The 12,247-nt window shown below is 73.4% G+C and carries 9 protein-coding genes; 5 read left to right on the top strand and 4 right to left on the bottom strand.

The window, feature by feature from the left end; translation table 11 throughout:
* The first annotated feature begins 45 nt into the window (after nucleotides 1-45).
* A complete protein-coding gene (locus tag OHB00_RS27685) occupies nucleotides 46-1,434 on the top strand; it encodes an alpha/beta hydrolase (protein ID WP_406438556.1) in 1,389 nt (462 codons plus the stop codon).
* A gap of 102 nt (nucleotides 1,435-1,536) precedes the next feature.
* Here OHB00_RS27685 and OHB00_RS27680 read toward each other — a convergent pair whose 3' ends face one another.
* Entirely contained in the window at nucleotides 1,537-2,883 is a 1,347-nt protein-coding gene (locus tag OHB00_RS27680) for a S8 family serine peptidase (protein ID WP_406438554.1), read from the bottom strand.
* 271 nt (nucleotides 2,884-3,154) lie between these two features.
* Here OHB00_RS27680 and OHB00_RS27675 point away from each other — a divergent pair, with 271 nt between their 5' ends.
* The 3 genes from OHB00_RS27675 (at nucleotide 3,155) to OHB00_RS27665 (ending at nucleotide 7,152) form a co-directional block, all read left to right on the top strand.
* Nucleotides 3,155-4,480, top strand: a complete 1,326-nt coding sequence (locus OHB00_RS27675) for a phosphatase PAP2 family protein (RefSeq protein WP_406438552.1) — start codon at nucleotides 3,155-3,157, stop codon at nucleotides 4,478-4,480.
* Between the two features lie 290 nt (nucleotides 4,481-4,770).
* Nucleotides 4,771-6,453, top strand: a complete 1,683-nt coding sequence (locus OHB00_RS27670) for a SpoIIE family protein phosphatase (RefSeq protein ID WP_406438550.1) — start codon at nucleotides 4,771-4,773, stop codon at nucleotides 6,451-6,453.
* Nucleotides 6,454-6,504: 51 nt separating this feature from the next.
* Nucleotides 6,505-7,152, top strand: a complete 648-nt coding sequence (locus OHB00_RS27665; protein ID WP_406438548.1) for a GntR family transcriptional regulator — start codon at nucleotides 6,505-6,507, stop codon at nucleotides 7,150-7,152.
* Here the strand turns inward: OHB00_RS27665 and OHB00_RS27660 are convergent.
* On the bottom strand, nucleotides 7,149-7,493 hold the full coding sequence (locus OHB00_RS27660) for a cupin domain-containing protein (RefSeq protein ID WP_406438546.1): 345 nt from the start codon (nucleotides 7,491-7,493) through the stop codon (nucleotides 7,149-7,151). The two genes, OHB00_RS27665 and OHB00_RS27660, sit on opposite strands and share 4 nt — an antisense overlap.
* Nucleotides 7,494-7,634: 141 nt before the next feature.
* On the opposite strand from OHB00_RS27660, the gene OHB00_RS27655 reads away from it, so the two are divergent.
* Nucleotides 7,635-7,976 (top strand): DUF2848 family protein, encoded by a 342-nt coding sequence (locus OHB00_RS27655; RefSeq protein ID WP_406438544.1) that lies wholly within the window; start codon nucleotides 7,635-7,637, stop codon nucleotides 7,974-7,976.
* Here OHB00_RS27655 and OHB00_RS27650 read toward each other — a convergent pair.
* Together OHB00_RS27650 and OHB00_RS27645 are read right to left on the bottom strand one after the other, a co-directional pair.
* Nucleotides 7,939-10,551 carry a SpoIIE family protein phosphatase gene (locus OHB00_RS27650; protein ID WP_406438542.1) on the bottom strand — a complete coding sequence of 871 codons (2,613 nt, stop codon included), beginning with the start codon at nucleotides 10,549-10,551 and terminating at the stop codon, nucleotides 7,939-7,941. The two genes, OHB00_RS27655 and OHB00_RS27650, sit on opposite strands and share 38 nt — an antisense overlap.
* A gap of 233 nt (nucleotides 10,552-10,784) precedes the next feature.
* Nucleotides 10,785-12,125, bottom strand: a complete 1,341-nt coding sequence (locus tag OHB00_RS27645; protein WP_406438540.1) for a helix-turn-helix domain-containing protein — start codon at nucleotides 12,123-12,125, stop codon at nucleotides 10,785-10,787.
* Nucleotides 12,126-12,247 lie beyond the last annotated feature (122 nt).

The raw sequence follows: 12,247 nt of genomic DNA, 5'->3' as shown, positions 1-12,247 counted from the left end.
ACCGCTCCCCCACCCGTCGTCCCCCACGCACAAGGAGCCGTCTCCATGCCTGTCAGCACCCGGATGCGCATCGCCCTGGCCTCGCTGGCCACCACGGCCGTCACCGCTCTCAGCGCCGTCCCCGCGCCCGCCGCCCAGACGGACCCGGTGGGCGCCGGCAGTCTCACCGGTACCCTCGCCGACGGCGCCACCTGGGTCGCGGACGTGCCCGCGCAGTGGAACGGCACCCTGGTGCTGTTCAGCCACGGCTTCGGCCCCACCGTCGCCAGGGACGCCCCCACCGACGCCGTTCGCAGCGAGCTGCTCGCCGAGGGCTATGCGCTGGCGGGATCGTCGTACGACCCCCATGGCTCCATGTGGGCCCTGAACAGCGCCGAACGCGACCAGTTCGGCACCCTCGACGCGGTCACGGCGAAGATCGGCGCGCCGCGGCGCACGCTCGCCATGGGGCAGTCCATGGGCGGGCTCGTGAACGCGCAACTGGCCCGCGACGGCGCCGGCCGCATCGACGGCGCGCTCGGCCAGTGCGGCCTGGTGGCCGGCGGGACGGACCTGGACAACTACCAGCTGGACGCCGAGTACGCCATCGCCCGGCTGCTGTTGCCGGCCCAGGACGTGCGGCTGGTGCGGTTCGGGTCCGCCGACGCGGCCGCCGCCTCCGCGCAGCGGCTCACCGACGCGGTCAGCGCCGCGCAGGCGACCCCGGAGGGCCGGGCCCGGATCGCGCTCGCCGCCGCCTTCCTCAACCTGCCCGCCTGGTCACCCGGAAAGGACCGGCCCGCCGCGACCGACTGGGCGGGCCAGGAGGCGCAGCAGTACGACTGGTTCGCGCAGGGCATCCTCGCCTTCGTCGAGGGCGGCCGTTACGCCGTCGAGCAGTCCGTCGGCGGCAACAACTCCTGGAACCGGGGCGTCGACTACGCCCGCCTGCTCGCCGGTTCCGAACACGCGCCCCAGGTCCGGGCCCTGTACCGGGCGGCCGGGCTCGACCTGGGCGCCGACCTGCGCACGCTGACCTCCGGTGCCGCGGTCACCGCCGATCCCGCCGCGGTGCGTACCGCGCGGCGGACGTCCTCCGCGGGACAGGGACTTGAGGTGCCGTTGCTCGACGTCCACACCACCGCCGACAACCTGGTCCCGGTGGAGCAGGAGAACCGCTTCGCCGCCCGGGTGCGCGCCGCCGGCGACGGGGCGCTGCTGCGGCAGGCGTACGTCGAGCGGCAGGGCCACTGCGCGTTCACCACCGCCGAGACCGTGGCCGCCCTGCACGCCCTCGAACACCGCGTGGACACCGGCCGCTGGGACGACGCCGCGAGCCCCGCCGCGCTGCAGCGGTCCGCGACCGCGCTCGGCCTGGACGGGGCGGCCTATGTGCCGTACCGGCCGGGGCGGTTGACGGTCGGCCGCGCCGACGGCGCCGCCCCGGGCCGCTGAGGCCGGTCTCGGGCCGGCCGCCCCTGCCGCCCGGCGGCACAGCCGGTACGGAGACGGCCCGGGTGCGGGACCCGGGCCGTCGTCCGTGTGGTGCGGGGAGCGTCAGGGCTTCTGCTTGGCGAGGGCCGGGACGAAGCGGAGGGCGTCCACGGTGCCGACGCCGGTGGCGAGGTCGTAGCCGTTGACCGCCTTGTAGCCGGTCACACCCTCGTAGCTGTTGTTCGTGCCGTCGTTGACGTCGACGATGCCGGTGCTCTTGGAGTGGAGCCTGTAGAGGCCGTACAGCCGCTGCTGGATGTTGCCCAGCCGGTGGCCGGCCGCCTGGTCGGCGAGGGCGACGATGCCCGCGAAGAGCGGGGTGGCCTCGCTGGTGCCGCCGCTGACGTCCCAGCCGGTGGCGGTCGGGTCGAAGCTGGAGTAGATCCAGGCGCCGCCGTCGACCGCGGCGGACATCGAGATGTCGGGGGTGCCGCGGCGGGTGCCGACCTTGCTCTTCACGCCGTTCTGGAAGGACGGCCGGGTGAACACGTGGGACTGGCCGCCACCGCCGGAGCCGTAGTCGTTGTAGACGCTGTCCGGCTTGACGCGGTCGCCCTTGGTGTTCAGGTGGAGCTGGGTGCCGCCGATCGAGGTGACCAACGGGTCCGAGGACGGCCAGGAGTTGACGCGCTTGCCGTAGTACGTCTTCCCGTCGGCCTGGAGGTCGGTGGCGCCGCCGTCACCGGAGGCGGCGAGCACGGTGACGTGCTTGCGGTTGGCGTCCTGGAAGGCGTAGCGCAGCTTCCTGATGCTGGAGAAGTCGCCCTTGGCGAAGCCGGGGAAGGTGTTCTCGGTGGCGCCGAAGCTCTGGCTGATGACGTCACCGACGTTGTGGTCGATCAGGTACTTCTCGGCGTCCATCATCTCCGGCAGACCGGTGGTGCCCTCGGTCTCGGAGACGGCCGTCTCCACCACGACGATCTTCGCGGCGGGCGCCACCGCGTGCGCCATCTCGACGTCCAGGGTGGTCTCGCCGGCCCAGCCGGTCATGTCCGAGTTCTTGGGGTCGAAGGCGGGCACGTGCCCCCACTTGACGACCTTCACCTTGGTGCTGGGCAGCCCGAACTGCTTGCTGTAGACGTCGAGGTCGTGCTGCACGGTCGGCGAGCCGTACGAGTCGACGATGACGATGGTGCGTCCCTTGCCCGTGACGCCCTTGCGGTAGAGGGCGTTCAGGTCGTAGGCGGTGCGGTACTGGAGCGGGGTGTAGCAGTTGATCTGCCACTTGGCCTGGCACTGCGCGTTGGAGAGCGGGCTGCTCACCTCGTGCGTCAGGGTGTGCCCGACGACGGCCGGTACCGCGAGGGTGTGCGGTACGGCGGCGGGGGCGGCGTTCGCGAGTGCGGTGACCGCGAGCGCGGCCACGGACGTGGCAGCCGCGACGCCCCGCCCGGTACGGGCTATGTGCATGGATCCCCCTGTGGTTCGGAGTCTCACGAAGTGATCTCGACGTGGTCATCGCGCATCACACCGGACAGGTCATGCACAGATCAAGTACGTTGAACCGACGATGCCGAACCCTTTACCGTGCGTTGTCCCGCCATTAACGTCGCGCTGTCGAGAACAAAGCCGGAACCCCGGTCGCGGTCTTTCCGTCTTCCCTCGTTGAACAGGACCCCAGCTCCCACAACCTCTACCAATCGGCCGGAACTTGAGACACACACCACTGAGACCCTGGGCCGTGGCGGCTGCTGCCACGGCCTTCGCGTTCCTCGTCGTACTGGAGATCGCCGCACGTCACTACGGTCTGCCGGGGCCGATCACCAACCAGGCACGAGAGGTGGTGTGCGCCCCCAAGTCCGGCTTCCTGCTCTACGCCGGCCTGGCGTTGACGATGGTGGTGCTCACCTGGCGGCAACGGCTCGTCGCCCTCGCCGCCGCGGTCGGCATCGACCTCGCCTTCGCGGCGGTCCGGTGGGCGTCAGGTGTGGAGGTGACCCGCGGCCAGCCGTTCGGCAACGGCGCGCTCTGGGTGCTGCTCGGCTGCGCGGTCGTCGCCGTGACCCGGCGCACCGGCCCGGAACGCGTGCTGCTGCTGAAGGGCGTCGGGCTGGGCCTGCTGCTGGTGACCGGCCGCAAGACCGGCGACACCTGGCTGCTCATCACCTCGAAGACCCGCCCGACGGTGCTCGATCCGTACGTGGCCACCGCCGACCACGCCCTGGGCAACCCGTCGTGGCTGGTCGGGCGGATCGTCACGGCCACCGGCCCGATCGGCTTCAACCTCCTCGACATCGTCTACGGCCAGCTCGCCGTCGCCGCGGTCGCCGTCGCGCTGTACCAGCTGCGCGGCGTGGCGGCCGAGCGCCGCTTCCCGCGCCACCACCTGGTGCGCACCTTCCTGGTCATCGGCCTGCTCGGACCGGCCGTCTACATGATCTTCCCGGTGGTCGGACCGGTCTTCGCCTACGGCACCGGCGCCGATCACTGGGCAGCGGTCAGCCTCTGGCCCGAGCACGCGCCGCACGGCGGACACTGGCCGGTGGCCGACCTCTGGCCGCGCACGACGCCGCCGGTCACCGCCCCGCACCACGTCCGGTACGACGGGTTCACCCCGCGCAACTGCATGCCCAGCCTGCACACGGCGTGGGCCACCACGATCTTCGTGCACTCCCGCAGGGGTCCCCGGGCGCTGCGCTGGGCGGGCGCGTTCTGGCTGGTCGCCACGCTCACCGCGACGCTGGGCTTCGGCTACCACTACGGCGCGGACCTCCTCGCCGGCGCGGTGTTCGCACTCACGGTCGAGGCGGGCCTGTGCGCGCACGACCGCGGCTGGGACCGCTCCGGGATCCGGCTGGTCGCCCACGGTACGGCGGTCTTCGCCGCGCTCCTGCTGTCCTACCGCTGGCTGCCGCTGGAGATGGCCACGCGCCCCTGGGTGTCAGGACCTCTGCTCGTCCTGGCGACGGCCTCGGTGATCCACCACTACGTACGGACCGCCACCCGCTGGGAACCGCACACCGCCCCGACGACCCGGCACCCGGCACCACAGGCCGAACTGGTCTGAGACGGCCGACGCGGCCGGGTCGCCTCCGCCGCCGGCACCGGGCACGGGCGGCCGAGACACGCCGCCGACGCACGAGCAGGCCAGCCGGACTGGTCCGAGGCGGCCGACGCAGGGCGTGGCCGCCTCCGGCACCGGCACCGGGCGGGCGGCGCATGTGCGGGCGAGCCGTCTCGGGGTCGTCCAGATCGGCCTCGGCCATGGCCGCTCGCGGGCATCAGCGCGGGCCCCGGGGGAACTCGGCGGGCAGCAGGGGCCGCCGAGGCGGTTTCTCCGGTGAGCGGAGGCAGGTGATGGCCAGGTCGAGCGGTGCCCGGGAGGCGGTGGCCAGGGCGCTGGACGCGCTCGACGCGGGCGCCTATCTGGCGGACGAGCAGGGTTCGATCGTCGCCGTCAACACGCGCGGCGAAGAGCTCCTGGCCCGGCCCGCCGCGGAGCTGGTCGGCCAGGACGCCCACGACCTGCTGCACCGCAACAGCTGCGGGGAACCCGTGCCGAGAACCCAGTGCCGGATCCGGGCCGGCATCCTCGCCGGCCACACGCAGCAGGGCGGCGACGAGTGGCTGGAGCGCGGCGACGGGACGCTGCTGCCGGTGGAGTGGCTGACCACCCCCTGTGACATCGGCATCAGCCCCTCGGCCACGCTCGTCCTCTTCCACCCCTCCGGCCGCTGCGGGCGTCCCGCCCAGCGGTCGCCGGCGGGCGGGCGGCTCTCCGAACTGGAACGGCTCGCGCTGCTCGCCGAGACGACGACCCTGCTCACCTCCACCCTGGACATCCACGAGGCGCTGCGCCGCCTGATCCACCTGGTGCTGCCCCGTCTCGCCGACTGGGCCGTCATCGACCTGATCCACGAGCAGGGCGAGGTGTGGCGCTTCGCCGTCGCCCACGCCGAGGGCGGCACCGTCATGTTCCGGGAGGACCTCCAGGGACCCATGCCGCCGGTGCCGCAGGAGTCGCCGATGCCGCTGTCCCGCGCGCTGCGCGGCGTCGCGTCCTCCCTCGCCGGTCCGGAGACCTACCAGGGCCCGCCCGACTCCGGCATCGCGGTGGAGCAGCGGCACCTGTTCGACGTGACCGGTATGCACGCGGCGGTCGTGGTCCCGCTGCGCAGCGTGCACGAGGTGCTGGGCGCCCTCACCCTCGGCCGCGCCGACCAGCCGGAGCGGTTCACCGCGAGCGAGGTCGCCCTGCTGGAGGACATCGCCCGCCGGGCCAGCCTCGCCCTGGAGAACGCCCGCCTCTACCAGCGTCAGCGCAAGGTCGCCGAGACCATGCAGCGCCACCTGCTGCCGAAGCTCCCGCACACTCCGGGCCGCGGCATGACCGCCCGCTACCTGCCCGCGCCGGACGCCTCCGAGGTCGGCGGTGACTGGTACGACGCGTTCACCCTGAGCGACGGCGCCACCGCGCTCGCCATCGGCGACGTCGTCGGCCACGACCTGGACGCGGCGGCCGGCATGGCGCAGTTGCGCAACATGCTCCGCGCGTACGCCCTGTCCCAGCAGAAGCCGCCCAGCAAGATCGTGGAGTGGCTCGACCAGGCGACGGGGGACATCGCGGAGGTCTCCATCGCCACGCTGGTCTTCGCCCGGATGACGGAGGACGGCGCCGGCCGGTGCGAGCTGTCCTGGACCAACGCCGGGCATCCGCCCCCGCTGCTGGTCACCCGCGAGGGCGTGGCCCGGTACCTGACCGACGGCCACGGCATCCTGCTGGGGGTCATGCCCGGCCAGGTCCGCCCCGACGCGACGGTGGAGATACCGCCCGGCGCGACCCTGCTCCTCTACACCGACGGCCTCGTGGAGTCCCCCCGGCACGGCCTGGACGAGGGCATGAACCGGCTGCGCCGCCATGCCGCGTCGCTGGCCCAGCGCCCCCTTGAGTCCTTCACGGACCAGCTGCTGGCCCGCGCCCGGCCACGGGACAACGACGACGACGTGGCTCTGCTGGTGGTACGGCACACGCCCCGGTAGCGGCCGCCCGGCAGGCGGAACAGCGCGTGGTAGCGTCCGTATACAAGGTGTATGCGAGCGCTGGGGGCTGCCGTGACGTCCGGTCGGGAGAAGGCGTACGCGTTTCTCAGGGACACGGTGCTGACGGATCCCGGCATGCAGGGCGCCTACCTGTCGGAGCAGGAGCTCGCCGACCGGGTCGGCGTCTCCCGCACCCCCGTCCGGGAAGCGCTGCTGCAGCTCGCCGCCGAGGACCTGGTCGAGCTGGTGCCCAAGCGGGGCGCCCGGGTCTCTCCGCTGACGGGACGGGAGATCCGCGAGCTCATGGAGGTGCGGGGCGTCGTCGAGCGGTACGCCGCCCAGCAGCTCGTCGCCTCCGGTGAGGTCCCGGTGGGAGAGCTGCGGTCCCTGCTGGCCCGCCAGCGCGAGCTCACCGGCGCCGACCGGGCCCGGGAGTTCATCGCCGTGGACCACCGCTTCCACTCGGCCCTGGTGTCCGCCGTCGGCAACGCCCTCCTCGACCGGCACTACGAGGGCCTGCGCAGCCGCCAGGTCCGCGCCGGGGTGGTCGCCCTCTTCAACCGGCAGGGCCGCCAGGAGGCGGTGCTCAAGGAGCACGAGGCCATCCTGGACGCCCTGACCGCCGGCGACGCCCGGGCCGCCTGTGCCGCCATCGACCACCATCTGGAGTCGACGCTCCAGGTGCTGCTCGCGGGTTAGACCGCCGGGTAGGTGATCACCAGCATGGTGACGCCGTCCGGGGAGGTCCAGGGGCCGTGCGGCATGCCGGGCGGGCGGCAGGCGTACATGCCGGCGGTGAAGGTCCGGTCGAGGGTCAGGTCGTGCAGGGCGCCCTCGACCAGGTAGACCTCCTCCCAGAAGTCGTGGCGCGTCACGCCGTCCGCCGAGGTGTCGGTGCCCGGCGCCCAGCGGACCAGCGCGGTACGGGAGCCGTGCCCGGGGTCGTCGGCCAGGACGCGCTCCTCGACCCCCGGCCCTGCCCCGGGCGGGGTCCGCCACGGTCCGTCGGGAACATGGAACTCCAGCTCGGGCTTGCCCACCGCCCCACCTCCGGTCTCGATCGGGGACATCGACCTTTGCGCATACTTCTTGTATACAGGTCGTATGCGCAAGCCCTTCGGCGAATCGCGCGGGATCACCGCCCCGAGGCCTGCCGTCCGGCCCCTCCCCGGGAGTGCTCCATGGCCGTGCTGACCTTCGAACCGCCCGACGGATCGAGGCGCGAGGTCGACGTCGTCCAGGTCCTCGACGCCGGGTACGCGGGACGCAGCCAGGAGGACGTCGCCGCACACGTCGCCGAGCCGGCCGAGCAGGGCGTGCCCGGCCCCGCCGTGACGCCGGCCCTCTACCCCACAGCCCCCTGCCTCGCCCAGCAGACCGACCGCGTCCACGCGCAGCGCGAGCGCACCTCCGGCGAGGCGGAGTGGGCGCTGGTCGTGGCACCGGTCCCCGCCGGCCCCCGTCGGCTGACGGCGCCGTGCCGGTTCACAGCGGTGCGCCGAGCCACTGCTCGGTCCAGATGACCTTGCCGGCGGCGGTGTAGCGGGTCCCCCAGCGGTCGGCGAACTGGGCCACCAGGAACAGTCCGCGGCCGCCCTCGTCCATGGTGGTGGCCCGGCGCAGGTGCGGGGAGACGGTGGAGCCGTCGGAGACCTCGCAGATGAGGCTGCGGTCGTGGATCAGGCGTACCCCGACGGGGCCCGTCGCGTGCCGGATGGCGTTGGTGACCAGCTCGCTCAGGATCAGCTCCAGGGTGAACGCCTCCTCCTTCAGACCCCAGTCCCGCAGCAGCCCGGTGGCCGCGGCCCGGACACCGGCCACGGCCGAGGGATCGGAGGGCACGGTCCAGGACGCGGTGTGCCGGTCGTCCAGGGTCCGCGTGCGGGCGACGATCAGGGCCACGTCGTCCCGGGACGCCCCGGGCACCATGGCGTCCATGGCCGCCTGGCACATCTGGTCCGGCGTGCGCCCCGCCACCGCGAGGGCCCGGCGCAGGCGCTCGATGCCCTCGTCGATGTCCTCGCGCCGGTCCTCGATCAGGCCGTCGGTGTAGAGCACGATGCCGCTGCCCTCGGCCAGCACCACCTCGCTCGTCTCGTACGGCATCCCGCCCAGCCCCAGCGGCGGACCGGCCGGCACGCCGGGCAGCCGGGCGTCGCCGTCCGGCGGCACGATGATGGGTTCCAGGTGGCCCGCCCTGGCCATGGTGCACACGCGTGAGACCGGATCGTAGATCGCGTACAGGCAGGTGGCGCCCGTGAGCGTGCGGGTGCCGGTGCCGGTGCCGCTGTCCCGGTCCTGGTCGATGCGGGTCACCAACTCGTCCAGATGCCACAGGAGTTCGTCGGGCGGCAGATCGAGCGTCGAGAAGTTGTGTACGGCGGTGCGCAGTTGGCCCATGGTGGCGGCGGCGTGCAGACCGTGTCCCACGACGTCGCCCACCACGATGGCGACGCGCGCTCCGGGCAGCGGGATCACGTCGAACCAGTCGCCGCCGACGCCGCCGAGCCCCGCCCCCGCCGGAACGTAGCGGTGCGCCACGTCGACAGCGTTCTGCTCCGGCAGCGCGTGCGGCAGCAGGCTTCGCTGGAGCGTGACCGCCATGGCGCGCTCGCGCGTGAAGCGGCGCGCGTTGTCGATGCTGGTCGCCGCGCGGGCGACCAGCTCCTCCGCGACCGAGAGGTCCTCCGCGGTGAAGGGGGTCGGCTCCTTGGAGCGCCAGAAGGTCGCCACGCCGAGGATCGCGCCGCGGGCCCGCAGCGGAGCGGCGATCATGGAGTGGATGCCGTAGGCCACCAGTTGCCGGGCCCGGTCGGGGTCCTGGCCCTGCCAGCCGGAGAAGGCCGCCATGTCGGCCTCCAGCACCATCCGCCCGGAACCGAAGCCCTCGGCCTGCGGGGTGAAGGGGTCGAAGTGGATGAGCTCACCGGCCGGGTAGAGCGGAACGCCCTCCCGGATGCCGTGCAGGGCGATCCGGCGCAGCCGGGCCGCGGCCCCCTCGTCCGGTTCCTCGCCGCCGAGCACGGCGTCGGCCAGGTCGACGGTGACGTAGTCGGCGAACCTGGGCACGGCGAACCGGGCCAGTTCCTCGGCGGTGCGTGTCACGTCGAGGGTGGTGCCGATGCGCAGTCCGGCGTCGTACAGCAGCCTGAGCCGTTCCTGGACCACCTGGATCCGGCCGGTCAGCGCGGTGAGTTCGGTGGTGTCCCGCAGGGTGGCGACCGAGCCTCCCGGGCCGGGCGGCCCGTCCATGGGGCACTGGCTGACGGCCAGCAGCCGGTCGCCGACCTGGATCACCTCGTCCGTGGCCGCCCGGCCCGACGCGAGGAGTTCCTCGGCCCTCGGGTCCAGGCGCAGCTCCGTGACGGGCCGGCCCTCCACGTCCGCCCCGAGACCCAGCAGGCGCCGTGCCTCGTCGTTGGCCAGGAGCAGCCGGCCCCCCGGATCGACGATCAGGACACCTTCGCGCACCGAGTGCAGAACGGCGTCGTGATGCTCGTACATGCGCGTGATCTGCACCGGCCCCAGCCCGCGCGTCTGCCGGTTCAGCCGTCTGCCGACGAGTGCCGTGCCGCCGGTGGCGGCCGCGAGCGCCAGCCCGGTGCCCCCCAGGAAGAGCGGCACCTGCCGGGCGGCCGCCAGGCTCACCTGGTGGACGGTGATGCCCGCGGAGACCAGCCCGACGACCTTGCCCCCGGCCGTGGTCACGGGCACGACGGTCCGGACGGAGGGGCCCAGGGTCCCGGTCGTCGTCTCGGTGACGGTGCCGCCGCGCTGCGCCCCCGCGATGCTGCCGATGTAGTGACGGCCGATCTGGGCGGAGTTCGGATGGGTGTAGCGGAGGCCCGTGGGGCTCATCACGACGACGAAGTCCACGTGGGAGCGTTGCCGGGTCTCCTCGGCCAGCTGCTGGAGCACGGCGCTCGGACGGGCACCGGCCAGTGCCTGCCGCACGGTGGGATCGGAGGCGACGGCGGCGGCCACGGCCTGCGTGTGGTTCCGGGCGTCCCGCTCGGCGTCGGCCCGCGACTGCAGGAGAAGAGCGGCGACCGCCGTCGCCGCGAGCACCAGGACGACTCCGACCTGCAGAAGGAACATCTGGCCGGCAACGCTGCGTATCCCGTACCGGGACCGCGCCTGCCGGGGTATGTGATGCATACGGATCATATAACACCAAAACCGGACATCTTCATCACCCCTTGGAGCAGCCCGAAGCGGCCCCAGGCACCTCCGCCCGCGGCCGGCGGCGCGCTCCGCGTCCGGTCACGCACGACACGTGAGCGCGCCCGCCGGTCCGGCCGCGGGGCAGGTGCCGCCCTCTCCCGGGCCCGTCAGCCCTCCCGTTCGATCCACTCGCTGCCGCCCAGCGGGTAGTCGTAGCCCGGGCGGTCCACGTCGGCGCTGGTGCGGAACGCGGTGCCGGCGTTGTCGACGCGGACCGTGCCGCGGCGGCTCCCGCTGGACCAGTCCAGGGTCAGATCCCAGCGGACGTCGTGCGCCTTGGTGCGGGCGAAGACGTAGAAGACCTCCGGGTCGGACTCGCTGACCTTGTACGGGAAGTCGCGCTGCCCGTTCTGGACGGTGACCGTGGGGCTGCCGTTGTCGAGGTCGATGCCGAACGACTTGGTCCCGACGCCACCGCCGCAGCCGACGCCCATCGAGTAGTCGTTCCAGGCGAGCGGCGCGCCCTTGCTGAGGACACGCACGTGCAGCGCCTCCAGGACGACGGTCTCCTCGCCGGTGCCCTGGACGGTGAGGGCGATCTCCTGTTCGCCCGAGGACACCGCCCCGTACGCCGCGGCCCAGCGCGGGGCGTCCTGCTCGCTCGCCGGCGGGCCGACCTGCGCCGGTTCGCTGTCGACGAGGAAGTGCTGGCTGCACGGGTCGTCGTAGACGTAGGGCCGGGTGTGGACGGTCAGCGGGACGGCGGCGCCGGTGGTGGCGCTGCCGTCGCCCTGGGCGCCGCCCGCCTGCTCGCTGTCGTCCTGCGCGCTTCCCGACCCGGCCGACGCGGACTCGGTGGGTGCGGCGGAGGCCGACGCGGACTGCCGGTGTCCCGTCGCCCGCGGGGACGGGGCGGCGGACGTCTGCCGGGCGCCCGCCGCGCCGGTGGTCGTGGCCGTACCGACGTCACCGACCGCCCGCTGGTCACCGGCGTCGCCGAACGGCAGCCCCACGGCGAGCACGGCGGCCCCGAGCACGGCGGCCGCGGCGGCGGAGGCGATCAGCACGGTACGACGCCGACGCGGCCGTGCCACGGGCTCGCGCGGCACGTCGAGGACGACGGGCTCATCGCCCTCGCCGTCGGTCTCGCCACCGAGCCCGCCGTCGCCGTCGTCCCGCTCCTTCGGTGCCGACGGTCCCGGATCCGCCGCGGCGACGGTGTCCGCCGTTCCGGTCTCCCCCCGGCTCCCTCGTGCGGCGTCCGCCAGGATCCAGCGCCGGTGCAGCTCCACGAGCTCCTGCGGCGTCGCCCTGCAGACCCGCGCGAGGCGCTCCACCGGTGCGTACTCGACGGGCACCGCGGTGCCGTTGCAGTAGCGGTGCAGCGTCGACGTACTCATGTGCAGCCGCTTGGCAAGCGCCCCGTAGCTGAGTCCCGAGCGGTCCTTGAGCTCCCGCAGCAGCAGCGCGAACGCCTCCGTCGCGTCGGCCTCTGTTGCCCCTGACACCCGTGCCCCCATCCCCTCGCATTCCAGTCCCGCGTTCCAGGGCCCCCGCGTTCTCCCCGTACAGAGCGTGTTCCGGCGTTCCGGTGTCCCCAACTGCCCGCTGTGCCTGGCGGTTGGGACAG

This window comes from Streptomyces sp. NBC_00631 (genome assembly GCF_045206895.1).
Lineage (GTDB): Bacteria > Actinomycetota > Actinomycetes > Streptomycetales > Streptomycetaceae > Streptomyces.
This window is presented reverse-complemented; position numbering and strand designations above follow the sequence as displayed.